14 protein-coding genes are annotated in these 26,283 nt (G+C 42.1%); 9 read left to right on the top strand and 5 right to left on the bottom strand.

The genetic code is table 11. The features are described 5' to 3' along the window. Window positions 1-201: 201 nt before the first annotated feature. The 3 genes from CXF69_RS03015 (at window position 202) to CXF69_RS03005 (ending at window position 5,157) form a co-directional block, all read left to right on the top strand. Entirely contained in the window at window positions 202-3,042 is a 2,841-nt protein-coding gene (locus CXF69_RS03015; RefSeq protein WP_102078565.1) for an ATP-binding protein, read from the top strand. A gap of 227 nt (window positions 3,043-3,269) precedes the next feature. Next, complete coding sequence (locus CXF69_RS03010) at window positions 3,270-4,412, top strand: helix-turn-helix transcriptional regulator (RefSeq protein ID WP_102078564.1); 1,143 nt, start codon at window positions 3,270-3,272, stop codon at window positions 4,410-4,412. A gap of 97 nt (window positions 4,413-4,509) precedes the next feature. Further along, window positions 4,510-5,157: a TerD family protein gene (locus CXF69_RS03005; RefSeq protein ID WP_057759423.1), complete on the top strand. Its 648-nt coding sequence runs from the start codon at window positions 4,510-4,512 to the stop codon at window positions 5,155-5,157. A 127-nt stretch (window positions 5,158-5,284) separates the two neighbouring features. Here CXF69_RS03005 and CXF69_RS03000 read toward each other — a convergent pair whose 3' ends face one another. Beyond that, window positions 5,285-6,268, bottom strand: a complete 984-nt coding sequence (locus CXF69_RS03000) for an ion transporter (RefSeq protein WP_102078563.1) — start codon at window positions 6,266-6,268, stop codon at window positions 5,285-5,287. Between the two features lie 713 nt (window positions 6,269-6,981). Between CXF69_RS03000 and CXF69_RS02995 the strand changes: the two genes are divergently transcribed. Continuing rightward, entirely contained in the window at window positions 6,982-7,611 is a 630-nt protein-coding gene (locus CXF69_RS02995) for an OmpW/AlkL family protein (RefSeq protein WP_102078562.1), read from the top strand. A 191-nt stretch (window positions 7,612-7,802) separates the two neighbouring features. Here CXF69_RS02995 and CXF69_RS02990 read toward each other — a convergent pair whose 3' ends face one another. Together CXF69_RS02990 and aceE are read right to left on the bottom strand one after the other, a co-directional pair. Next, the gene (locus tag CXF69_RS02990) at window positions 7,803-9,521 is read right to left on the bottom strand and encodes a 2-oxo acid dehydrogenase subunit E2 (protein WP_102078561.1); all 1,719 of its coding nucleotides are present in this window, start codon (window positions 9,519-9,521) and stop codon (window positions 7,803-7,805) included. A 28-nt stretch (window positions 9,522-9,549) separates the two neighbouring features. After that, complete coding sequence (gene aceE / locus CXF69_RS02985) at window positions 9,550-12,360, bottom strand: pyruvate dehydrogenase (acetyl-transferring), homodimeric type (protein WP_102078560.1); 2,811 nt, start codon at window positions 12,358-12,360, stop codon at window positions 9,550-9,552. 609 nt (window positions 12,361-12,969) lie between these two features. Here aceE and CXF69_RS02980 point away from each other — a divergent pair. The 5 genes from CXF69_RS02980 to CXF69_RS02960 all read left to right on the top strand — a co-directional run bounded on the left by CXF69_RS02980 (window position 12,970) and on the right by CXF69_RS02960 (window position 24,126). Further along, window positions 12,970-14,883 carry a hypothetical protein gene (locus tag CXF69_RS02980; protein ID WP_180952665.1) on the top strand — a complete coding sequence of 638 codons (1,914 nt, stop codon included), beginning with the start codon at window positions 12,970-12,972 and terminating at the stop codon, window positions 14,881-14,883. A 241-nt stretch (window positions 14,884-15,124) separates the two neighbouring features. Then, window positions 15,125-15,592, top strand: a complete 468-nt coding sequence (locus CXF69_RS02975; protein WP_102078793.1) for a hypothetical protein — start codon at window positions 15,125-15,127, stop codon at window positions 15,590-15,592. A gap of 41 nt (window positions 15,593-15,633) precedes the next feature. Further along, a complete protein-coding gene (locus CXF69_RS02970) occupies window positions 15,634-17,742 on the top strand; it encodes a beta strand repeat-containing protein (protein ID WP_102078794.1) in 2,109 nt (702 codons plus the stop codon). A gap of 139 nt (window positions 17,743-17,881) precedes the next feature. Then, window positions 17,882-23,194 carry a DUF11 domain-containing protein gene (locus CXF69_RS02965; RefSeq protein ID WP_102078795.1) on the top strand — a complete coding sequence of 1,771 codons (5,313 nt, stop codon included), beginning with the start codon at window positions 17,882-17,884 and terminating at the stop codon, window positions 23,192-23,194. A gap of 155 nt (window positions 23,195-23,349) precedes the next feature. Continuing rightward, window positions 23,350-24,126 carry a hypothetical protein gene (locus CXF69_RS02960; RefSeq protein WP_102078796.1) on the top strand — a complete coding sequence of 259 codons (777 nt, stop codon included), beginning with the start codon at window positions 23,350-23,352 and terminating at the stop codon, window positions 24,124-24,126. A gap of 116 nt (window positions 24,127-24,242) precedes the next feature. Here CXF69_RS02960 and CXF69_RS02955 read toward each other — a convergent pair whose 3' ends face one another. Together CXF69_RS02955 and CXF69_RS02950 are read right to left on the bottom strand one after the other, a co-directional pair. Continuing rightward, the gene (locus CXF69_RS02955; RefSeq protein WP_101205430.1) at window positions 24,243-24,935 is read right to left on the bottom strand and encodes a TetR/AcrR family transcriptional regulator; all 693 of its coding nucleotides are present in this window, start codon (window positions 24,933-24,935) and stop codon (window positions 24,243-24,245) included. Window positions 24,936-25,171: 236 nt separating this feature from the next. Further along, a complete protein-coding gene (locus CXF69_RS02950) occupies window positions 25,172-26,194 on the bottom strand; it encodes an endonuclease/exonuclease/phosphatase family protein (protein ID WP_102078797.1) in 1,023 nt (340 codons plus the stop codon). Window positions 26,195-26,283 lie beyond the last annotated feature (89 nt).

Raw genomic sequence — 26,283 nt, 5'->3', positions numbered from 1 at the left:
AGTCATTCGTTTTTTACTGTTTACGCTCAAGTATTTGCCTAAATATGATACAAAACTGCGCTTAATGACTTCGCTAATAGGTGACTATATCTTGTAAGATGTCATGATTGACTATAAAAAACTCAGAATACGCCTGAACAGATAAAACCAATCACTTCTCATATTCCTTTAATACTTTTTAAGATGATTTTTCAAACGCCTATGACAGAACAACCCTACACCCCTATATCGCAAGTATCAAAAGACGCTAACAATATGGTAGTACCTACTACTGACTCAAAAAATACTAAGCAAACAGCACCTGATACCCCAAACCCTATCTTCATAGAAGTTCAGCAAAATTGTCGCATTTCCGCTGAGCAATTAAAACGCTATAGCGACCCTGATGAATTGCCTACAGACACGCGCACTGCGCCCGACTTAGATGTGGGCTTCGGTCAACAACGCGCGCTTAAAGCATTGCATACAGCGCTGGATATTAAAGCCAGTGGCTACCATGTGTTTGCCGCTGGTGAAAACGGTTTGGGCAAACGTACTGTGATTAGTCGTCTGTTAACACGTATTGCCGCCGACGCACCGACGCCTGATGATTGGGTATATGTGCATAACTTTACCGATCCACGCACACCATTGGCGCTGCGTCTACCAGCTGGTCAAGCCTCGCTATTACAGCAGCAAGTTAATAACTTATGGCAGCAAGCAAAAAAGCGTTTAAGCCAACGCTTTCGTAGCGATCAATACCAGAGCAAAATTGAAGCCATCAAAAACAGTACTCATCAAAAAGAAAGTCATGCCTATGACGCGCTTAATGCTGAAGGCAAGCAATATGACCTAGCATTGACGTTTCGCTCGTTTGATAATAAAGCCGTATTTGTTCATCCTAGTCAACTGCCTACAGAAAGCAACAGCGGTGATAACAAACAGGTAGAAAAACCTAACAAGCAAAAAAATTCAGAAAAGCTCGATGATAGCGAAAAAGTTAACATTTTGAGCGATGAAAATAATGAGCGTAAGGAAAACCAAGATTCTACATATGGCAATAATGAGTATGAAGCTGAGCTGAATAACTTTGTACAAAAAAACCATATGCAAAAGCGTCTGAGTCAATTGACCATCGCTTTAGAGCAATTAGAAGACGAAGCCAATGATGAGATAGAGTCGCTACATCGTAGTATTGCCCAACGTGCTTTACAGCCATTATTTACTCCTATTTATGAGCAGTTTGCGACTCATCCACTTGTCGTAGCATATCTCAAAGCTGTATTTGATGACATGGTCACTCACGTAGAGCGTATCGTCAATGGCGATGATGAGGAGTTTGTGACAGCAGTGTTGGCTACGACGCCCAGTCGTTATGCGGTCAATGTTATTGTCAGTCATACACCTGACAGTGGCGCACCTGTGGTTTTTGAAGATTTGCCAACCCATCTCAATTTATTGGGGCATGTCGAGCAAATCACCCAATTAGGCACAGTAACCACTGACGTGAGTATGATTCGTGCAGGTGCGCTACACCGCGCCAATGGTGGCTATTTATTGTTAGAAGCCAGCCACGTACTTGAACATCCTTATGCATGGCAGGGCTTAAAGCGCGCATTACAATCACGAAAAATCAAACTGTCTAGTCTAGAGCAAATGCTGACGCTAACCGGTAGCTTGTCTCTCTCACCAGCGCCTATTGATTTAGATATCAAAGTTATCTTATTAGGTGAAGCAGATTTATATTATGAGCTGCTAGAGCTTGAGCCTGAATTTGATGCGGTATTCAAAGTCCGAGCTGACTTTCATGATGATGTGCCTCGTACTACTGAGCATGAATTGGCACTGGTCGCAAAAATGGCTGATATCATTGACTACGCCAACCTTTACCCGTTTGATAGTAGTGCGCAGGCCACGCTACTTGAGCATTTAAGCTTGCAAGCCGAAGAGCAAGACCGTTTGAGCCTACACAGTGACTTATTGATTAAACTATTGCATGAATCAAACCGTCACGCGCGTTTAAATAGCGATGATATGGTAACGGCAGATCATGTCACTCAAGCAATCGATGATATGGATGAGCGTTCAGGATATTTGCGCGATCTGTACTGGGATGAGCTGAAAAACGGCCAACAGCTGATCCAGACGCAAGGCAATGCTATCGGACAAGTTAATGCGCTTACTGTGGTCAGTTATGCTGATAGTGAGTTTGGCATGCCAGCACGGCTTACTGCGGTCATTCAGCCCAATATTGGCACAGGTGAAATTCTTGATATTGAGCGTGATGTAGACTTGGGTGGTAGTTTACACGCCAAAGGCATGCTGATTATGACCAGCTATTTGCGAGCGTTATTTAGTCAACATCATGCGCTTAACTTTAGTGCCTCACTGGCATTCGAGCAAAGCTACGCACAAATCGATGGCGATAGTGCTACCGTTAGCGAAGGCTGTGCATTGCTATCCGCGTTAGCAAACGTCCCTATCAATCAGTCTCTCGCGATTACTGGATCAATGAACCAGCTAGGCGAAGTACAGGCAGTTGGTGGCATCAATGCTAAAATCGCAGGTTTCTTCGACGCTTGCCGCGAGCAAGAGCTAACAGGCGATCAAGGCGTCGTCATTCCAATGGCTAATGTCAAACAACTGATGCTACGTGACGACATTATCGATGCAGTAAATAGAGGCAAATTTCATATTTATGGCGTCTATACTCTAAGTGAGGCCCTGACGCTGATGACTGGTTTGCCCATCGACACCATGAATAAAAAAGGCCGTTATCGTAAAGATACTTTATTTGGCAAAGTATTAAGTCGTCTGATGCTATGGGATGAAAACCAAGAAAGCACGGACGACATCGATGATGAAAAGTCCAAAAAGAAAGCGAAGAAAAAGCGTAAAGAAAAACGTCAAAAGAAAGAAGATAAGAGAATAAAAGAAAAGCGAAAAGGTGAGAGAAGTGATAAGAAAGGTAGCGAGGAAAGTAACAAGCAAAGCGATGCTAAGCCTATTGATGACACCCTAAACGATAGCGAGACAACAGCTGTCGATGAGGATGGCAATTAAAATTTGAACGGTACTGCCGATACGCACGCACATTGCTGTTCGACTAGATTTATCGTTGTATCTACAGCTAGATCGAGCAGCTATCATCGAATAGCAACCATCAAATAAACATACGCATGCATGAACGTCGCTAGACGCTACGCTGCTTTTCTGCGATGATTAACGGTTCCTGATCGAGCAATATCGTGCCAGAAACCGACTTGTAACTTCATAAAGGGTATCTCTTAATGACTGTACATCCTACTGATGCTGATAACATCCAAGCTCAGTCCAATCCTAGTGAGCAGGCAGGTGCGCTTGCAGCTGTAGACACTGGCACCTCAAAAGAGGCCAATGCTGCCAATATCAGTGACAATCGACATGGTGCGGCAACGACTGCTCGGCAATGGCAGGTACTATCACAACTACAGCGCAATCGCTGGGTAGGCACCACGCATATTTATGAGCAGCTGATGATGGCAGGCTTCGATATCAGCCTACGTACTGTCCAACGCGATTTGAACGCCCTTGCCAAACGCTTCCCTATCGAAAAAAACAATGCCAATCCTCAAGGTTGGCGCTGGAAAGAAGACGCTCCATTACAAAGTTTGCCGCATATGAACTTATCACAAGCGGTTGCTTTTAATATGGTCGAGGCCAATCTGACCCAGTTGCTGCCACCTGTTATCTTAGATGAATTATTTCCTTGGTTTGACTTAGCACGGCGACAGCTCAAAAACAGCAAAGTGACCCACTCTTGGATAGACAGAGTGCGTATCGAGCCTGCCACTCAGCCGCTTATCGCACCAGATATAGATTTGGACAGTAAAGACAATATTTACCACGCGCTATTTTATCAACTGCAGATTCATGCTTGCTATACTCGTAGCAACAAATTACAAGCCAGCGAATACATCCTAAATCCAATCGCAATTATCCAGCGCGGCGTGATTATTTATCTACTGGCAACTCGTACCGACGATCCAGAAGCCACCATTCGCACCTTTGCCTTACATCGTTTTGATAGTGTTGAGATTCTCGAAACTGCTGCAAAAACACCAGAGAACTTTCAACTCGATACGTATTTGGATGAAGGCAGCATGGGCTTTAGTCACCCACTGTTTGGCGAATTGGATGAGCGTGGCAAAAATACTGCTGTTGAGCTTAGGTTCACTAGGCAAGCTGGTAAGAGTCTGACCGAAAGTAAGCTTAATGACGATCAAACCGTGACGCTAAATGAGGATAACACCCTTACTGTAAAGGCCACTGTTAATTTAACCTCACAGCTGGTCTGGTGGCTACGCGGATTTGGTAGTGGGTTGTTAGATGCTAAGCCTGAGCTGCTCTATCAAGCGGTATTAGATAAGTCTTCGACAGCAACCAGTGAATGATATCACTGATCTAAGATAGGCTAATATCCGCACGCCTTAAGTAAGCAGTCACTAAATCTAGATAACGGTTAAAAACTAAGAATAAAAAAGGAAAGTTATGTCGACCACTGCCCCATCACCACTGTTGTCAGATAGTTTACGAGGACTGGGACTAGACGCAGGGACTTTGTTCTTTGCGCTCAATTATGAATTTACCAAAATTGAGCCAAAAGGCATGTTTAAGCGCTTTAAGAAAAATCAAAGCGCGATGGATATTGATTTAGCTTGCGTGTTGTACGATGATAATTGCGTCATCAGTGACATCGTTTGGTTTAAGCAATTACGAGATAAAGCTGAGTCGGTCAAGCATCAAGGTGACAGCTTAAATGGTAAGGATCGCGGTGAACAAGCCATGTATCTTGCCCCGCTTGATCAAGAACAAATCAGATTGGAGCTCGAAAAAATTCCCGCTCATATTACTCATATTGGTTTAATTGCCAACTCATACCATGGCCATTCGTTTTCTAGGGTGAAAAAAGGCGAAATTCATCTGAGTGACGATGAAGGAAACCGTTGTTTTGAAGTCAACCTTAAGCAGCTTCCACGCGACTGCACGACGTTATGGGTAGCGCATTTGCGTCGATCTGTTGATGATTGGCATTTAACATTGCAAAACTTACCACTTACTGCAGAAGGTCTAGCAGATGCAGCACAAGAAGTGGCTCATGAGTTAGCGCGTGCATTGCCTATTCCTCAGGGAATATAAGAGCAACTAGTAATCGCATATAAAAGAGGTCTTGTGCTATGTAAACACAAGACCTCTTTTTATGGGCAAATCATTAGCTGTAATTAATTGCTAAAAACATATCTGTTATAAATCATTTCACACTTGCCTATAAAACTTCACCGCAATGCGGACAGAAGTTCTTTTGGCGCGTTTCAACTTCTTTTTCACGCCGTTCAAGCTCTTGCTCTCGAAGTACTTGTAGGACGATATTTTGTGCCTGCTCTTTATCTAAACCTAGCTCTCGACGAATTTTATCAATCATCATCTGATTCTGTACCAGATCAAAGTCGCTATCAATGAGCTGCTCACGAAAATGCTGTTCAAGCTCTTCACGGCGCTGGGCCAACTCATTCGCCAATCCCGTCGCTAGAATACCAGCCGGTAGGGCTGCGAGACCAACGCCCAATATCGTAATGACAGCACCCAATATTTTTCCCGCATTAGTAATTGGCGTGACATCTCCATAGCCTACTGTTGTCAGTGTCACTACAGCCCACCACATCGCTTTAGGTATGGACTCAAACTCGTCTGGCTGTGCGTGATTCTCCACTAGATAAATACCGCTAGAGGCGGTCACAATCATAATGATAAGAATAAAGATAACAGCCTGAAATGAGCCTCGCTCCTTGCTGATTACGACTAGCAAAATACGCATGGAAGCAAAATAACGAGTCAGTTTTAGGATTCGAAACAAGCGTAAAATGCGTAAGAAACGCAAGTCAATATTGACAAAGAAATTCAAAAATGCTGGCACGATCGCTACTAAATCAATCAACGCTGATGGGCTTCTAATCCAATTCCAACGCTGTTTCCACGTCGTATTGTCAGGCTTGGTTTCAGCGACACTCCACAAACGCAATAAGTACTCAACAGAAAAAACAACGATAGAAAAGTTTTCAAATAAGGTGAAGTAATCTTGATAAGGGTAATACCATTGATCGACAGACTCCGCTATCACAGCGGCTACGTTAGTCATGATCAAAAATATGAGAAAGTAATCGACGTAACGGCTAAATAACGTGTCATGTTCTTCATTTTGTAAAATATCATAAACAAAATGACGCAAGCGCCGTATAGATTGGAATAACATGCCAGCCCTATATAGTGGTATACCGATTTGATATTAGTAGAATAAAACAACGGTCAAACAATAAAAACCAAACTTTCATCACAGAACATAGGAGATATTTGCAGCAATCATCCGTGATTTTTATCAGAAACGCTTCATTTGGTACTGACCTGTCCATTATCAGCCATGACTATCGGCTATACAAAATGCAGATAATAAATATAGACTGATACAAGCAGTATAAACACAATTAGTAGGATAGAGAACCTCAAGAACTGTTCGTCAGCGCGAAGCTTCTGACTAATATCCTGCGCAGGTATCAAAAACAAGTGACATTCAGGACAACAAGAGTCTACCTGATTCAGTATTTTCATCGTACGCGCATTCGTACAGCGTAGAGGGGAGTTACTGCAATAGCCAAGCATAATATATTGCACCTCTTGTTGAATCGTAAATAAGAGATACCGACTTACGTCAATGACACTTACTTAAAAAGCAGCTTTTGTTGTGTTTAATTATAGACTGTAGACAATTGAATTACACGTAAATGTAATTTATTGCAGAAACATTGCTAATTTATATTTAAAACCTTACCAACAATAATGATTTTCGTATTATAATAGAGATTAAATGTTACAGATTAAACTTTAATCATGACATTATGTATCAGTAGCTAATGCCATCCCTCATTAGCAAACTGCTGATAATTTTTTATTACGTTAAGGAATGAAATGATGAAACTACAATCCCTAGTTTTAGCTACTGCTGCTGCACTTACAATGACAACTGCTTTTGCAGTCCCTGCTGGTACTTGGTCTGTTGCTGCTGGCGCGCACATGGTTGATCCAAAAAGTGATAATGGTCAATTAGCTAACGGCACTTTAGCTGTAGAAGTTGACGACGACATTCGTCCAACTATCAGTGGTGAGTACTTTATCGCTAACAACGTTGGTGTTGAACTGCTAGCGGCGCTTCCATTCCATCATGATTTTGATCTAAATAATGCTGATGGTACACCAGCTTTGAAAGGTAAAACACAGCATTTACCACCTACTCTTTCTGTACAGTATCACTTCGATAATGACAGTATGCCAATGAATATCAAGCCTTTCATTGGCGTTGGTGTGAATTACACAACCTTTTTCAAAGAAAGAATTTCTACTGGTGGTGACTTAGACCTTGATGATAGCGTTGGTGTGGCTGGTCATGTTGGTCTTGATATTCCTTTTGCTCCTACCGAAGCTTTCCGTATCGATGCTCGTTATATGGACATCAAAACGGACGCTACTTTAGATGGTACAAACCTTGGCGAAATTGACATTAGTCCTTGGGTATATGGCGTAGCATTCGTTAAACAGTTCTAAATTAGTCAAAATATTATGTGTAATAAAAGCCAGCTACCAGGCTGGCTTTTTTGTGCCCATTAATGATGGCTATTACTAGTTACTCTAGCTACTAAGCAATTATTTGCAAAAACGGCTAGGATCCTATAATAACAAATAATCTCCATAAAAAAGACCACCCGTGGGCAGTCTTTTTGTATTGCTAGTTAGCTTTAGATCAAGATACGACGTGGGTCTGCTAATAGCGTTGCGATATAACGAGTGAATACAGCAGCATCTGCGCCATTGATCACACGGTGGTCATAAGACAAAGACAGTGGCAGCATCAAACGTGGCTCAAAGCTTTGTTTTTTAGCATTCCAACGTGGCTGCATACTTGCTTCAGAGACACCTAAAATACCAACTTGTGGCCAGTTAACTAATGGCGTAAATGCCGTACCACCCAAGTTACCTTGGCTCGATATGGTAAAGCTAGCCCCTTGCAAATCTTTAGTGCTGAGCTTCTTATCACGAGCTTTTACAGCAAGCTCGCCAATCTCAATTGCGATTTGCTTTAGACCTTTATCTTGTACGTTTTTGATAACCGGTACGATAAGACCATCATCTGTTGCCACAGCAATACCCATATTGACACTTTTACGCAATATAACCTGAGTGTTGTCATCGCTCAAATGACTATTGAATCGTGGATGCTGGGTCAACGCGTAAGCAGTTGCTTTAACCACAAATGCCAAGATAGTAAAGCCAACACCTTCAGCTTTCATGCCACCTTTTAACTCACCACGTAATTTTTCAGTCTCAGTGATATCAGACAGATCGAACTGCGTTACTTGCGGTAGCAAAGTATTGTAGTTGAGCTGTGGTATCGAGACTTTCTGCAAGCGGCTGAGGTCTTGTGTTTCTGTTTCACCCCAGATCTCAGCATTACTCATGTCAGGCAGCTTCGGTAGACCTGAGCTAACAGGATTACTGCTCACAGGTGCCGCTTTTTGCTTGGTTAGACTATTTTTAACATGTGCAAACAAGTCTTCTTTTAGAATGCGATCATTTAGAGCTGAACCATTCACTTGTGTGATATCCACACCTAACTGACGCGCTAGCTTGCGAACAGCAGGACCTGCATACACATCAACCAATTTTTCATTGACTTGTGCTTCAGTTAATTTACCCTCTGTTTTGCTAGCAGCTGTATTAGTATTAGTCGTTTTGGCAGCTTGTTTTGGCTCACCAGTAGTTTTAGCAGCTGATTTATCTTCTGTTTTAGCTGGTGCTGACTCTTGTAGCTTAGGAGCTTCATATTCACTATCAGTAGCATCATCTGCACCACTTGCCATGATGACGATAAAGTCCTGACCATTAGCAACCATATCACCTGCTTCAACCAAGATTTTCTCAATCTTGCCGGCAACTGGCGCTGGTACTTCAACCGATGCTTTATCTGATTCGATTAGCAAAATGGACTGCTCAGCGCTAACAGTATCACCAACGCTAACCATGATTTCAGAAACTTGTGCCTCATCAACACCTAAGTCAGGTAATGCATGAGTGGTTGCTTTACCAGCATTAGCGGCTGGCTTGGCAGCAGACTCTGATTGCTTTGATTCAGTTGCAGCAGGTTCAGGTTTTGATTCTGGTTTAACATCGTCTGTGCTGTTCGCATCTTGATCTTCGGCAGTATTGTCATCGTTGCTTTCTGCGCTATCATCTGCGCTTTCAAGCTCAATCAGCACCATACCTTCGCTGACTTGATCACCGATAGCAACGCTAATCTTAGTCACTTTACCAGCAGCAGAGCTTGGTACTTCAACCGATGCTTTGTCAGATTCTAATAATACGATGTTGTCATCTTTTGCGATGACATCGCCAACTTCTACCATAATCTCGCTGACTTCGGCGCTATCCACACCTAAATCGGGGGCTTTAATGTCCATGATTTATTTCCTCGTCTTATGGTTATTATTATTTGACATCTTTATCATCAAGTACATTTGCATCTGCTTGATCTTCAGCACGGCCTTCATTACTGATTTCATCATCGTCTTCAGCGATAAACTCAGGTACAGGATTTGGATTTACGTTACCTGGTGCTGGTGCATCTGGAGACTGATCATAGTAAGACTGCTGCTGCCATGCAGGTGGATGATCCACATCGATACCTAAGCTTGAAATCGCGTCTTTAACCAAACGCATCTCAACTTCGCCTTCATCGGCTAGACGTTTAAGCGTTGCCACAACGATATGCGCCGCATCAACGTTAAAGAAACTACGTAGGTTTTCGCGCGTATCAGAACGGCCATAACCATCGGTACCTAGAGTCGTGTAAGGACGGTTGTCTGGCAACCAAGCACGGATTTGCTCTGAGTAGTTACGCATATAATCTGTCGCTGCAACCACAATACCTTCGTGCGGTGCTAATTGCTCAGTAACCCAAGGCACTTTCTCTTCGTCCATTGGATGTAGACGGTTGTAATCATCACAAACCATACCATCTCGAGTCAGCTCATTAAAGCTGGTTACGCTCCAAACGTTGGACGTAATATTGAACTCGTCTTTTAGTATTTGTGATGCCTTCTGTACTTCGCGTAAGATAACACCAGAACCTAGTAGTTGCACTTGTGTTGAACCATTGTCTTCAAGCAAGTACATACCACGTTTGATACCTTCTTCGGCACCTTCTGGCATAGCAGGTTGCTCGTAGTTTTCGTTCATCAACGTCAAGTAATAGTAAACGCGCTCGCCTTCACCATACATACGGCGTAGACCGTCATGCATGACCACAGCTAGCTCATAACCAAAGCAAGGATCATAGCTAACACAGTTTGGCACGACATTGAACAAGATTTGAGAATGACCATCTTGATGCTGCAAGCCTTCGCCATTAAGCGTTGTACGACCAGCCGTTGCACCCAATAAGAAGCCCTGTGCTTGACAATCGCCTGCTGCCCAAGCCAAATCTCCCACACGTTGGAAACCAAACATAGAGTAATAGATATACATCGGAATCATCGGTAGCGCGTTCACAGAATAACTGGTTGCCAATGCAATCCAAGTACTCATTGCGCCTGCTTCGTTGATACCTTCTTCTAACATGTGACCATCGATAGCTTCTTTATAGCCCATCAGCGCTTCACTGTCTTCTGGCGTATATTTTTGACCAACAGCCGAATAAATACCCAATTGACGGAACATACCTTCTAGACCGAAAGTACGTGCTTCGTCAGGTACGATTGGTACGACGCGATCTTGGATGTCTTTGTTTTTGAGCATCGCAGATAGCAATCGTACAAATACCATCGTCGTCGATTGCTCTTTACCATTGCTGCCTTTTAACACCCGATCAAACATTGATAGTTCAGGGATATTCAGTGGAATATGACCACTACGGCGGTTTGGTAGATGACCACCTAACGACTCGCGACGACCTTTGAGATACTTCATCTCCGCCGAACCTTCTTCAGGGCGATAAAATGGTAGAGTCTCTAACTGCTCATCAGTAAATGGCAAATCAAAACGATCACGGAAATACATCAACGCTTCTTGATCAAGCTTTTTGACCTGATGCGATTTGTTGACTGCTTGTGTTTGGGCAGACAAGCCATAACCTTTAACGGTCTTAACCAAAATAACCGTTGGTTGGCCTTTGGTTTTCATAGCTTCACTAAATGCAGCATAAACTTTAACTGGATCATGGCCGCCACGGTTTAGACGTGAGATTTCTTCGTCAGACAACGCATCTGCCATCTCTTCTAGCTCTGGATATTTACCAAAGAACTCTTTGCGAGTAAATTCAGGCGTACGCGCTTCATATAGCTGATACTCGCCATCCACCACTTCTTCCATACGTTGTTTAAGCACACCCGTATGATCTTTACCAAGTAATGAATCCCAGTTGCCACCCCAAATGACTTTGATGACTCGCCAGCCTGCGCCGCGAAATACTGACTCTAGCTCCTGAATGATTTTACCGTTACCACGGACTGGACCATCAAGACGCTGCAAGTTACAGTTGACTACCCATATTAGGTTGTCCAGCTTCTCACGACCTGCCAGAGAAATAGCACCCAAGCTTTCTGGCTCATCCGTTTCACCATCACCTAAGAATGTCCAAATCTTACGACCTTCTTTTTCTAGCAATCCACGATTTTCCATATAGCGATGTACATGGGCGTGATAGATAGACATGATTGGGCCCAGTCCCATTGATACCGTTGGGAACTGCCAGTAATCCGGCATTAGATATGGATGCGGATAGCTTGATAGGCCTTTGCCGCCTACTTCACGGCGGAAGTTATCAAGCTGATCTTCGGTCAAACGACCTTCTAGATAAGAGCGTGCATAGATACCTGGTGCTGAGTGACCTTGATAATAGATCATGTCGCCACCGAAGTGATCGCTAGCGGCGCGGAAGAAATGGTTAAAACCCGTTTCATAAAGTGTCGCACTAGAGGCAAATGTCGCTAAGTGACCACCTAGATCATCGTCGTTTTTATTGGCGCGCATGACCATAGCAAGTGCATTATAACGAATCAAAGCGCGTATCTTACGCTCCATGCCTAGGTCGCCTGGGTACATCGGCTCATCTTCAACAGCGATACTATTGACGTACGCAGTGTCTAGTCTGTTGAACGGCAACCCTTCTTGAACTGCCATATTGTATAAGGCTTTTAGGAGGAACTGAGCACGGTCCTTGTCTGCGTGTTTAACCACAGACTCAAAGGCTGCCAGCCATTCCTGAGTTTCGGTGCTATCAGCATCCTTATAATAATTCATTCTTGTTAATCCTTTTATATCAGTCATACCTACCTAATGGCAGGGCTTCATTGAAAAATGCATGATGAGAGATTGGTTTACTTATGACATCCTTGCTACGTCCAAGCATTCCATTGTTTTGTGCGATGACATACTGCTAGATTATAAAAATAGTATTACTCATATCGACAAATGCATCAAATCAACGCACCTGCCAAACCGTCATAATGCTACGACTATTCTATTCAAATGTTAATTACTATGACATTCCATTATAAGCGTTTACGCGCTAGTTGTTTATGGCTGTAGAGAAATGATGAAATAACAAGTATTTTTTAAATAAATAATGATTAGTTGTTAGGTAAATATTATTAATTGATAGCTTTGTGGAATATGACTGGTTAATCTTGCAACATAGGGTAACTGGTCATGACAAAAATGCCATTCATCTATTTAATATGATTTTTACAAAAATATTACTTAATATACAAAATATATATAACACAATTTTTTTTGGTAAATAAACGTTTACATTAGGCTTTAGTACATAGGAATATTGAGATGCGACAAGTACAGCGACTTTTGAATTCAACAAAAAAGCATTTATTCAATAGATATATATGTCAGATAATGACATTGCTAGCTGCTATTCCTATGTTTTTGATTAGCAATGTAGCTTTTGCTGAAGCTGCTCCTGTATGTCCAAGTGGACATGCTATGTATTACTTAGGCTCTAAGAGTACTACAACAGCGCCTAAGGCCACCTTGAGTTGGTCAGCAGCAGGCAACTCTAGTACCACTTATAGCTTTGACAGTGGTCTTAAACTCGTCTTATCTTTTTCTGATATTAACTTTATTAGGACTGGCTATCCAGAAGTTAGCAGTTTTGCTGGTGTTACTACCAATGCTCTTAACATGCGTCATAGCAGCGAAAAAATTGATGTGAATCACAGGTTGACGGCCACTATTAATAAACCCGTTACAAAATACGGTTTTGTCGTTCAAGACTTAGATGCAAATGCTGCTGGAAGATACACTGAGTCCGTATCAATTGTTACTACAGGTGGTTCTTTTAGCAATTTCGCTAACAACTTTACTGTATCCAATTCGAATAAAACGATTACTGCAAACCAGTGGGCAAACTGTAGTCCTAGTAGTCCATGTAATTTTAATATTGAATGGGAAGCCCAATCAGCAAATACGCCATTTGTAACCACACATGGTAATCCATACTCTGGTGCCTCCACGACAACGTCAACTGGTGATCATTTAGTAGGTTATTCAGACTTCTATTTCTGTCTGGCACCGCCTAAGCTCATCGTAAAAAAAGCGTTGAATAGTACACGTGTCAACACTAACGACCAATTTGAAATAGCAGTTAGTGGTGGATCATTAGCTGCTAATAGCTTTACTACTACTGGTACAGGCTCGACCATCACTAACGGAACCAGTGCAACGCTTACATTAGCAGATAGCACAAGTTATACCATTACTGAGCGTGTGATGAATGGCACAACCTTAGGTGATATAGCGAACTATAATGCGACTTATATTTGTAGTAATGCTACGTCAGGTAGTACTACAGTCATGCCTACCTCAGCAATGAGCTATAGCGCCTCAGGCAAGACTCGTTCATTTACGCTTAGTAATGCCACTTATGGCGATGATATTACTTGTACTATTACTAATACTGCAAACTATGTGTTCTCAGGCACCGTATTTAACGATAATGGTAATGTCTTAAGTCCGTCTAAGGACGATATATCTAGCAAATACCTAAATAATAGTCTTTATTTCAATGGCAAATACGATTCACCAACTGAATCTGGTATTCCCTTTACTACGGGTCATACCATTACTCTAAACAAATGTACAGGTGATAGTGGTACGTTCTCACCTCAGACGGTAAACATTGGTAATGATGGAACCTATAGTTTTAGCTTGACGCCAGCACAAGTAGGTAGTTATACAAGGCTTTGCGTTACTCAAAATGAGCCTAGCAACTATACATATTCTGTAGATACTACGAGCAACTTCCTACAAATAGACATTACTAACAGTAAATACAATTACCCTAGCAATGATTTTGGTGATGTTGTTCAAGAAAATGCTGCGTTGGTATTAATCAAAAGTCAGTATGTCCATGACTGTAGCCTAAATAACCTTGCCACAATTGGTGTTAATTATGACGGTAGTGCTAGTAGTGCGTATAGTACAAAACCAATATCTAACATTATCCCTGGACAATGTATCGCTTATAGAATTGAAGCTACAAATCGCGGTAATATTTCGTTAGCAGATATTGTTATTAAGGATACGCTACAGAGTAAAAATGACTCTAATAATTCATTGATTACCTCTACCTTAGTCAATCCAACACCTATTGGTGAAAATAGTGGCACTCCATCATTTGCAACAAATTCAGTATCTATTGGTAACAACGGTACAGTTACCACCAATACTTTTTCTTTAGGTGCTACTACAGCCACTCGCCGTCAGGCCATTCGTTTTAATACTAAATATGGTACTATCATTAGTAACTAAACACCTGTTTATTAAACATTTACTCAAGCCCTGTCTAACCAGACAGGGCTTTTACCGTTTGTATACTCCAAAATGCCAGTTGTCATTTTTGTGATGATTAATTGTATTAATTACGTGAAAATACAAGAAAAGGAGGTAGATGCCTTTTAAAACGACGAATGATATTAGATTACTAGCTCCTCCATCATGATATACGACGTTCGCTTTTTACTGATAGTCATGTTCTAAGAAAGGATTTTATATGAAACGTTTTAACCTATTACATAATGTCATGCTAGCAACTTTTGCCTCTGCTTGTTTGCTAGGTACTGCTCATGCTGACGACGCTCTAAAAATGGAACTGACTGCTAATCAGGTCATTAAGAATGCGGACGGCAAAACAGTCTATTCACCAGTACGTACAGCACCAGCTGGTACTGTCATTCAATACAAAGCAACTTATACCAATACCATTAATAAAGACATTAATGATCTGATGGTGACATTGCCTGTCCCTGCAAACATGACCTTTACTGGTGAGGCAAACCCTGCCAGCGCACAAGCCAGCACTGATGGTAAAAACTACGCTGATATGCCGCTAATGCGCAAGGTCGATGGCAAAATGGTCAAAGTACCCTACTCCGAATACCGTACGCTACGCTGGAACATCAAACTACTACCCGCAAAAAAGGCAGCAGCTGTTGCCCTTAATACTGTCGTTAACAAATAACCCTTCATCCTTACTGATTTAATCTTTCGGAGATCTACTGCATGAAACCAAATTCTTTCAAATATTCAGTATTAGCCGTAGGTGTTGTGGCTGCAATGGGCATCTCTACTGCCGCTAATGCAGCTACTCCTAATACTACTGGTGGTATTAGTGCAGGAGCAGCACCGATTACCAACGTCGCAACCGCAAACTATAGCGTTGCTGGCATTGCTCAGCCGAACGTTACTTCTAACACGGTGACTGTAAGTGTTAGCGAAACAGCTAACTTTGCACTCGTATCGACTGTTGATGATGGTAGCATTGGTAACGATACTGCTGTTAATAGATCTGCTACGCCAGGTGGTACGACTACTTTTACTCATGCTTTAACCAATACGGGTAACGTGACAGATACTTATACCGTTAATACCACAGGTAATGACTCAGCCCTAGTAACAGCTACGCCAGACTATGCTCTGGGTACTGCGCCTGTTACGTTTACTATTGTACAAGCAGACGGTACTGCTTTGACTCCTGCTCAAGTTACCGCTTTGAATGGTCAGGCACAGACAGGTACCCTAGCAAATGGTGGTACTATTAGACTACAGCCAGGTACTAGAGCTAACTTAAGCTACGAAGCAGCTACACCAGACGATCGTAACGGTAATGACAAAGGTGTAGGCACATTAACAGCGACCAGTACTTTCTTTACTGCTAATCTTCCAGCAAATGCGACATTGGTGAACGAAAACCAAACTATCGTGAGATTGCCTACCTTCAAAATTACAAAAACAGCGACCAGTACTGTCGATTTGACAGTCGCTAACCCACAGATTGCTTATAGTATCGTAGTCACTAACGCGACTACTGACTATAGTACTGCTGCGACTGATTTTGTCATCCGAGATGTCCTTCCTGCAGGTTTGAGCTTGCCTAGTGGCACAGCATCAGATGTGACCGTAACTGGTGCTGGTACCGCGACGATCTCTACTGTTGGTACTCGACAAGCTATTAATGTTGCCGTAGCGAACTTAGCCGTTGGCGCAAGTCGCACGATTACTTTCACGGTTAACGTCGATAAAACTCAGTTTACAGCTGCTAATAGTTCAGTAACTAACAACGCAGAAGTCTACGATAAGTTCATCGGTCCGGTTAGTCCGTTAATTGCTGCTCCTGTACTTGATACTGACTATAACATTTTGGATAGTACAGATAGCACTATAGGCGTTACTAGAATACCTGATGATGCAGGTGAAGGTAACGGCGCTGGTATAGATACTGCTGGTGTGACTAACTTTACCAGACGAGCGGTTGTAGTGAGCAATCCAACGACTAGAGAAGTTCCCCCTGCCTCAGGTACTGCTAGTCAAGCGACTCATTCAACTCTCATTACTAACAGCGGTCAAGATGCTGAAGGTACCAATGCTAACCCATTGACTTTCACTATTGCCGATGGTGGCAATAATGTGGGTGTCAGACCGGTTACTGGTCCTGTTAGTGCTACTTATACGCCGCCTGGTGGTGGAGCCCCGGTTACTATAACACTGCAACCTACCGTTGCTGGTGGTAATACATATACTCTTAATAGCACTACACTACCAACTGCTCAATTTCCAAATGGTATTGCACCTGGTGGCAAATTAGCGATCAACTACAATGTGTCGTCTGGCAATGTAGCTGCTCCTGCAACTGTTGATGATGCTGCAGCTGTTGGTAGCACTGAAACTTCTGTTGTAACGCTAACGCCTGCTGGTATTAATCCACCTGCTGTTACTTCAGTGACTGATACGACTAACGTTAGAGGCTTAACTTTAGTGAAGTCTCAAGCATTAGATGAGACTTGTTCAGGTACGGTTGCTGCAAGTACCTTTGTTCAGACTGCGCTCGAGGCGAAACCTGATCAATGTGTCATCTATCGTATTCAGGCAACTAACACTTCTTCAACAGCGTTAGGTTTTAATCTTAACGCTTTAACCATCTCGGATTTGTTGTCTAACTTCTCAGCTGGTGCAAATTTAGTAGCTGGTTCACCTGCTACTTCTGCGACTGCTTCATCTACTGCAGGCACGCCTAGTACGACTAGTGCTGCTGTTCTTGGCACTAACTTTACTATAGTTCCTGGCGGCGTTGGCACCTTGACTTTTAAAATCAAAATCAAAAACGATCGTTAATTTATATTTAATATTTCAAAGACTATAAGCGTCACAAGACACTTATAGTCTAACGCTCCAGCTTGACCTAATCGTTTTTGGTTAGCCAAACTGGAGCGTTACTAACCTACTCTTCTATGTTTTATTGGATAAGCGACATATGACTACATACTCAACGTCTAATCGTACTACGTTGCATACAGCGAAGATCTCTGCGCTGACAGCTGCAATGTTGCTTATGCAATCAAATATGGCGTCTGCTGCGCCTAGCACTCTCGTACAAACTATCAATAACATTGCTAATGCAACTTATGACGTCGATTCTATTGAACAAAATGGCATTTCAAACCAAGTTCAAGTCAAAGCCTCTACCTTACCTGAATATGGTATTAATTTAACTCAGCAACCCTTGCGTACTGTCGCACCCAATACATTGGTGAATTGGGTCAATGTTCTTAGTAATATTGGCTATAGTAGTCAGACTGTTGAGCTGACACTTGCTATATCACCAACTGTTTCTAATTTAAAGGTCTATCAAGATCTTAATAATAACGGAGAAGTCGATTCAGAAGATCGACAAATCATGCTCGATAACCTGAGCGCTCAGATCAAACTTGGTCAGAGTGAGAGTATTCAGCTTATCGTACAGGCTCTATCAGATGCCGAGGGTGAAGATGGCGATACCGCTGATGTAAAGATTGGCGCTATCATACTAGAAGATCCATCAATAGCAGCTGTCGAAGCAATTGACAGACTGGTTATTGTTGAACCTAAAATCAACTTTACCACGCCTCAATTTGACGGTACTAAAACTACCTCACAAATCGGCGACAACGTTTATATTGATGCCAGTTACGCGCACTGTAATGTACAATCTGATAAGCCTGATCAAGTATGGATTACCGTTAAGTCTCCTGCAACAGGTGATACCTATTCTCTTAAAGGAATTGAAACTGGTAATAATACAGGCAAATATCGTCTAACTGCACCGACACAAAACAACGCCAATGCTATTAATGATAAGTTCATTCAGACATTAGCTAACGATACTTTAACTGCTAGTCTAGAAGCGTGTATTGCTCCTTCTGTTGGTACAGATGCTGATCAGCTACCAAGTAATAGCGATTTTACTGTAGTTATCGAGGATCTGAGTTCTCAAGTAAGTATAATTGATAATAGTGCCAGTTTGGTTGTCACTAAAGAAAGCGATGTCAAAACTGCAGAGCTTGGTAATTATGTCAGCTATACCATCGATATTACCAATAACGGCAAATCGACTGCTTACGATGTACAACTAAAAGACGCTTTACCACGTGGTTTTGACTACGTTGAGAACAGTGTACGTGTTAGTCCAACGACTGATATTGATATCAACCAAGCGCAGACCACTGAGTTTAAAGCTGATGGTAAATATCAGGTATTGAACTTAGGAAACATGGCAGTTGGCGAAAGTAAAAAAGTTACTTATCGTGTGCTCATCGGTGCGTCATCGCTAGGCGGCGATGGTATTAACCGCGCCACCGCAATTGCTAGAAATGAACAAGGTCAAAGCGTAAGCTCAAGAGAAGCGCAGTGGAAGATTGATGTAGAGCGCGGCGTTATGAATACTGATGGTATTATCGTTGGTAAGGTCTATCATGATATCAACCGCGACGGTATTCAGCAAAAAGAAGACGGCGAGCTTGGTGTCGCTGGTGTACGTATCTATATGGAGAACGGCAACTTCATCGTGACTGATCCTGAAGGTAAATATAACTTCTATGGTATCAGTGCCAAAACACACGTACTAAAGGTCGATCGTACTACTATCCCTAGAGAGACTGAACTGGTTACCCAAAGCAATCGTAATGCTGGTGATGCCGGTAGTCGTTTTGTTGATTTGAAGTACGGCGAATTACATCGTGCGGATTTTGCAATCGTCGGTGGCATGGCAGATAGCACTGAGCGCTTAAACGCTGAGCTAATTGCTCGTAGCAAATTAGTAGAAGCTAAAAATGACACGTTAGAGCAAGCGGTAAAAACCGAGCTGACTTTAGATCCTGATTATGATACCGATACTACTGACAATGTAGATGCTAGTGGTTGTAACATCAATGGTGACTTAGACCTTGGTAATAACTGTGATTCGGCTATCGTTAATGAAATGGTCAATCCAATAGATAGCCGTGTTGATATGACAGTGACCACTGTTGCTCCGCCAGTAGAAAAAGAGCTCGAAGAATACTTGAAAGAAGTGGCGAGTAACGATGTTGCCTTCATTAACCTGAACGAAGGTCAGCAGCTTAGCACTTATAAACAAATGGTACAGGTTCAGGCACCGCTTGGGTCTGTGTTCACACTATATGCCAACGGCAAAGCTGTATCAGAACAGAAGATCGGTAAAACTGCTGAGCAAGAAAAACAGAATGTAACGGCTTTCGATTACTATGCTGTTGATTTACAGCGCGGCAAGAACACCTTACGTGGTGTTGCGACTGATATAAATGGTCAGGTCATCTCTGAGCAGACGATTAAGGTATTAACTCCTGATAGCTTACAAGCTATCGACTACCGTACTCAAGCACAGTTAGTTCCAGCTGATGGCATTAGTGAATACCAAGTCGTCATCAGCCTAAAAGATCGCGATAATCGTCCTTATATTGGTACTACTTCTCTTACGCTTGATACTAATATCGGTCGTATCAATCTAAAGGATGACAGTCAAGATAAAGCAGGCACTCAAATCACTGTTTCTGGTGGTGAGCTATTAATACCCGTAATTGCACCTAGCGTACCAGGTAAGGGCGAGCTAGTAATTGACACTGGTAGCAGCAAACAAATCATTCCGTTACAGTTTACTGCTCAACTACGTCCACTACTTGCTGTTGGTATTGTAGAAGGTGTTATTTCACTAAAAGACTTTGACGGTAGCAGCATTACCGATGCTCAAGGTGCATTTGAACAAGAGCTAAATGACTTTGCTGGTAACGATGATTACACAGCTTCTGGTCGTGCCGCGATGTTCCTAAAAGGAAAAGTACGCGGCGACTATCTGCTTACGCTTGCATATGATAGTGATAAAAAAGGCGAGCGTTTGTTCCGTGATATCGAGCCTGGCGAATACTATCCTGTCTATGGCGATTCATCAGCTAAAGGCTTCGATGCGCAGTCTACTAGCAAGCTTTACGTGCGCCTTGATAAAGGCCGTTCGTTCGCTATGTATGGTGATTTAAAAACTCAGATTGATGACGACGAAGGTATCAAGCTTGGTCAATACAACCGTACATTAACTGGTCTAAAGGCTCAATTTGAAGATAGCAACACTCGTGTTACTGCCTTTTTAGCAGAAACCAGTACTAGCCAACGTGTAAATGAGACTCGCGGTTTGGGTATTTCAGGCCCATATCCATTGGCTGAGAACTTCGATGCGGTATTAGAAAACTCTGAAACGGTTGAAGTTATTACTCGTGACGCTAACAACCCTGGGCTTATTATCAATCGTGAGACGCTTACTCGCTTTGCTGATTATGAGATCGACCCTATCAGCCGCAGCTTATTCTTAACTGCACCGATTGCTAGTCAAGACATCGAAGGCAATCCTATCTATATCCGTGTCACTGTCGAAGTTGATGAAGGCGGTGAAGATTACTTCGTCGGTGGTATTGCCGCGAAGCAACAACTGACGGATAAAGTCGCCATCGGTGGTAGCTATGTGAATAGCGATGACCCACTGAACAAAGAAGAGTTGGCTAGTGTTAATAGTGTTGTTAAATTCAATGATAAGCTAAAGCTAGTCGCAGAATATGCGATGAACAAAGCTGAAAACCCAAATTTTCAGTCAAGTAATCAAATCAACGCGGCAGAACTGACTGATAGTGATGTTGAAGGTAACGCACTACGTATTGAGCTTGATTTTGATAATAAGAAAAATACGCGAGCTAAAGCTTATTATAATGATGCTGATGAAGGTTTTGTCACTGGTGCATCACCGCTTACGGCTGGACGTACTGAATCTGGTGTAGAGGTTACTCATACTCTAAATGATAAGAAAACTGCTCTTAAATTAGAAGGCATACGCACAGAAGAGCATACTACTGACGCTAGCCGCGAAGGCGTGCAAGCAAGCGTTGAGCATCGTTTAAGTGAAAACATCGTTGGTGAAATTGGGGTTCGTTATTACAAACAAGACGCGACTGCTGCCTCACGTAATACTCAAGCGGCGACAGACGTTGTAGATATTACAGACGACACTCTGTTTAATGATGACATCATCAATCAGTCAGCGTTAAGCAGCGTTAGTAACGCTGAAGAAGATATTGAAGGTACGACTGTTCGTGCTCGTATTACCTCTCGTCTACCTAAGTTGAATGATAGCTTGGTATTTGCAGAATATGAGCAAGATATCGAAAATAGCTCACGTAATGCAACTTCTATCGGCGGTGAGACAGCACTTGGGGACTTGGGTCGTCTATACGCTCGTCATGATTTGATCAACAGCCTATCTGGTACTTATGGTCTTGATGATACAGATGAGCGTCAACGTACCACTGTTGGTTTTGACGCGACTTACATGAAAGATGGTAAGGTTTATAGCGAATACCGCATGCGCGATGCCATTAGTGCACGTGAGGCAGAAGCAGCCATCGGTCTAAAAAACAAGTGGTATGTTCAAGAAGGTTTAACTTTAAATACTTTATTTGAGCGTGTTGAATCTCTGGAAGGTGAAGAAAGTAACACTGCAACAGCGGCAGGTATCGGTGTTGAATATCTTGCCAAAGAGAACTATAAGGCATCAGGACGTATTGAAAAACGTTGGGGCGAAACAAGTGATACGCTACTTGGTAGCGCTGGTATCGCCTATCGCTATACCGATGAGGTTACTTTCTTAGCTAAAGACATCTACTCACGCACTGACTATAGTGATGGCGATCGCACTATCAATCGTTTTCAGCTAGGTGCTGCATATCGTGACTACGATAGCAATCAGTTAGATATGCTTGCAAAATTCGAATATCGTTTGGATGATAATAATACTGGCGATGACGCTTACCAAAAAGACACCATGATTTGGTCATGGAATGGTAATTACCATCCTACGCGTCCGTTGACGTTGTCTGGACGGTATGCTGGTAAGTATACAGAATACGAAGCAGACAGCTTAACCAGCGATAACACGGCTCACGCTGTTTATGGCCGCGGTCTTTATGACATCAGTGAGCGCTGGGATATTGGTTTACAAGCAGGTACTTACTGGAATGATCAGGCAAATGACTTAGCTTATATGCTTGGTGCAGAAGTGGGTTATAGCCCAATGACCAACCTTTGGTTATCACTTGGTTATAATTTCATGGGCTTTGAAGATGAAGATATTGCTTATGATGACAGTACTCAGCAAGGTGCTTACTTTAGATTGCGCTTTAAATTTGATGAAGATTTATTCAAACGTGAAGACCCACGTAAGAACCAACGTCTAAGCAGCAATTCTGCATTTTAATTGTTTGATACTAATGATACTGTCGTAAGTACATCTTTAAGACAGTATCATGATTGTCTTATGGCAAATTATTTTGTCATTCAATAAACAATTAAGTCAGCCCTAGTAATGGTAAATAATACCAACGTTTATTACCTTAACATAAGGTTTACACCATGTTTGATTCATCCATCAATGCAGCACCTTTCAAGCGCTCAATATGCGTTACACTATCAGCTTTATTTTCGTTAACCTTTATGCAGCCAGCTTTAGCTAAGGGTGAGACTGTCCGAATGGCTAACTCAACTAGCATGGCTGAATATTGCCACGATGATAGTCAGACTCAGGCACACTCTTATAGATATCAAAGCGAACAACAGCGCCTATTAAATTGTATGGTCACGCAGTTAAAACCCTATCAGCAAAAAGACAAGACAGCAGCTCAACAGTATTTCGCATATAAAGCGCAAGCGTGGTTGAACTATGCCATCCATCAAGACAGTATGAATAGCCGCTCATCTGCTAGTCAAGTTGCGTTAGAAATGGCAGAGCCTATATTGCAAGCGCTAGATAATGACACGGTACAAGACTTGGGCTTGCATCAAGATATTCCGTCTACCTCTGCTCTAATGCGTCCTGATCTATGGGCAACGTTAAGCGCACTTAAAGACGGCGATGGCATAGCATCAGCACCACGTGAGATGGCATTTAGTGAAGTGGCTTTGATTTGGGCAGCAACCAATCAATGCGCGCGAGGCTGGCGCGAATCTGGTATGCATTTTCGTATGGCCGATCGCTGGCTTGAACAAGCCCGCGAAGCTTACGTCAATGCCAATGACTCACAGACCAATGTAGCGCTAGAGAAGTCAATAGTCAGTTATCATAAGCAGTACTCGCCTTTAGACGCGAGCGATGATACTTGCCGTGGACAAGATTTGACATCTAACCGTTAGAATAACTGCTGTTTTATTAAAAATATGACTTTCTATAACTTTTAATCTTATGCTAAAAATTAGACGTAAAAAAGCCGACACATTTGTCGGCTTTTTTACGTCTAAAGTAAGCTCAATTATCGGTTTTTACGTGGTAACTTTTCTGGTAGGTAACAACGTAAATACGCAATAAATGCTGTATTTGCTTCTTGGATATACTCTTCAGTAATACTCTGATGACGGCGATAAGACAACGTAAAGATAGCATTTACGATGCTATAAGCAATCAACAAAGTATCTTGGATATCATGGAAGTTTGGCATCTCATAACGCTCTGACAAACGTTTATAGACCAAATCAACAATTTGATGATCCATATCTTCACCAAAGCTGTCGCCTTCAAAATCAGGTGTATTAGTATCATAGATAAGCTTGGCTTTTGTCTCATCATTATGGAATATCGTAATACAATGATCGATAAGCGCCGTTAAATACCCTTGCCATCTATCATAGTTGCCAATATCGACCGTCTCTACCATCTCTAATATTTCAATCGCATTCAAAAAACGCAATGCTAAAAATATTGCTTCAATATTAGGGAAAAAATGGTAAGCAGACGCTCTTGGTATACCCGCTTCTTCACACACAGCTGCTAACGTAATATCGTTAATAGCATGCGTTTCGCTCAATTTTTTGGCACCAGCCAATAGTTTTTGACGACGTGCACGACCTTGTTGGCTAGTAAACTTAAACTTATTAGGTACAAGCTTTTTTGCCAATTCCGAATCTACCAACACATCTTCAATCTTTTCGTCTTTGTTATCACTCATTGTGAATCTCTTAATGTTGCGCCCTATTTTATAAATATAATCTTCATTGAATAGTATTTATCCTCAAATAAAGGATGATGACTGTTGGCTAAAATATAAAGCCTATATGGTCACCACTATATTCAATGCAGAGGCATCATAAACGCTTGCACATTATCAAGCAAGGGAAATGAATAGGTTAAAAAACAATACTACGATCAGCAATTTAATAGAGCTAACCGTCTAATTTTATAAAGTTAATCATTGAGTTTTATTTTCGCCCTTATAATACCATGATCAGTGACTCTATCGGCATAGTCCCACTTCAAATGATCATTAAAATAATCGACCCGTTCGACATAACCGAGCGAAAACTTACTATCGGGCAAAAACTCTTCTGAGACAAATAACTGGTCGATAACTTCTGGCATACCTTGATATATATGGGTATAGGCAACATCTTTCATCCAGCCATATCTTGCTTGAATCCGAGCAGCATCAAAAAGTGCGACATCACGCATACTTTTATCGTAATTAACCTCCCCAGTTTCTGTCATCAACTGAGTAGTCACGCTACCTGTAACATCATTCATATCGCCCAGTAGGATCAATGGTTCACGGGTATGTTGCAATCGCTCTATGATAGACATACGGATAGAGGCCGCTTCTGCCGCGCGCATACATAAACTACGAAGCTTGGCGCGAACTCGAATATTTGGATCGTCCATGTCTTCTAATAGGTCACCATTTTCATCGCGTAAGAAAAAAGCACGTTTGCTTTTTAGATGCGCTGTAATAATAGTAATGGGCTGCCCGTATGCGTCAACACGTAACACTAATGGAGGACGGTTGAAGCGTTGATAAGGGCCGATATCAGGTACATCAATAATGGCTTTTGGTGCTATATCTTCTAGCAAACTGGTTTCTAACTGCTCAAATCTGCTGATAATACCGACAGCAGGTGTATTCTGTGCACCCATGCCTTTGGTATATATACTCGCGCTATCATTACTTGCAAGTGGAATGACCGCATGCTCGGGCTTGAAACCTAGTGAAATAGCCAGTGCCTCTAATGCATCACTATCCCAAACCTCTTGTACTGCGATAATGTCAGCATGCGCTTTAGCCAATAAATCTGTAAGACCTCGCAGCTTATGTTCGTAGGTTTTATCATTATAAGCTGGCGCATTTTCATAATAAGTTCGATTAGGGTTCGCAAGGTTCAGCAGGTTTGCCGTTGCGATATAAAACTGTTTATGACCTTCAGTGTTATTACTCATATATTCCCCATCGTTCTCATTATTATAGTGCATAATATTCACGTATGTGTATACGCTACAAATTTTATGCCTAAAAAAACTCCCAAAGT

This window comes from Psychrobacter sp. Choline-02u-9 (genome assembly GCF_002836505.1).
In the GTDB taxonomy this organism is placed as follows: Bacteria; Pseudomonadota; Gammaproteobacteria; order Pseudomonadales; family Moraxellaceae; genus Psychrobacter.
This window is presented reverse-complemented; position numbering and strand designations above follow the sequence as displayed.

Excerpts from the sequence above, each read along its gene's own strand:
- CXF69_RS02980 (WP_180952665.1), top strand. The coding sequence starts at position 12,970 with ATGACATTGCTAGCTGCTATTCCTATGTTTTTGATTAGCAATGTAGCT.
- aceE (WP_102078560.1), bottom strand. The coding sequence starts at position 12,360 with ATGAATTATTATAAGGATGCTGATAGCACCGAAACTCAGGAATGGCTG.
- CXF69_RS02995 (WP_102078562.1), top strand. The coding sequence starts at position 6,982 with ATGAAACTACAATCCCTAGTTTTAGCTACTGCTGCTGCACTTACAATG.
- CXF69_RS03005 (WP_057759423.1), top strand. The coding sequence starts at position 4,510 with ATGTCGACCACTGCCCCATCACCACTGTTGTCAGATAGTTTACGAGGA.
- CXF69_RS02970 (WP_102078794.1), top strand. The coding sequence starts at position 15,634 with ATGAAACCAAATTCTTTCAAATATTCAGTATTAGCCGTAGGTGTTGTG.
- CXF69_RS03015 (WP_102078565.1), top strand. The coding sequence starts at position 202 with ATGACAGAACAACCCTACACCCCTATATCGCAAGTATCAAAAGACGCT.
- CXF69_RS02955 (WP_101205430.1), bottom strand. The coding sequence starts at position 24,935 with ATGAGTGATAACAAAGACGAAAAGATTGAAGATGTGTTGGTAGATTCG.
- CXF69_RS02950 (WP_102078797.1), bottom strand. The coding sequence starts at position 26,194 with ATGAGTAATAACACTGAAGGTCATAAACAGTTTTATATCGCAACGGCA.
- CXF69_RS02965 (WP_102078795.1), top strand. The coding sequence starts at position 17,882 with ATGACTACATACTCAACGTCTAATCGTACTACGTTGCATACAGCGAAG.
- CXF69_RS03000 (WP_102078563.1), bottom strand. The coding sequence starts at position 6,268 with ATGTTATTCCAATCTATACGGCGCTTGCGTCATTTTGTTTATGATATT.
- CXF69_RS03010 (WP_102078564.1), top strand. The coding sequence starts at position 3,270 with ATGACTGTACATCCTACTGATGCTGATAACATCCAAGCTCAGTCCAAT.
- CXF69_RS02975 (WP_102078793.1), top strand. The coding sequence starts at position 15,125 with ATGAAACGTTTTAACCTATTACATAATGTCATGCTAGCAACTTTTGCC.
- CXF69_RS02960 (WP_102078796.1), top strand. The coding sequence starts at position 23,350 with ATGTTTGATTCATCCATCAATGCAGCACCTTTCAAGCGCTCAATATGC.
- CXF69_RS02990 (WP_102078561.1), bottom strand. The coding sequence starts at position 9,521 with ATGGACATTAAAGCCCCCGATTTAGGTGTGGATAGCGCCGAAGTCAGC.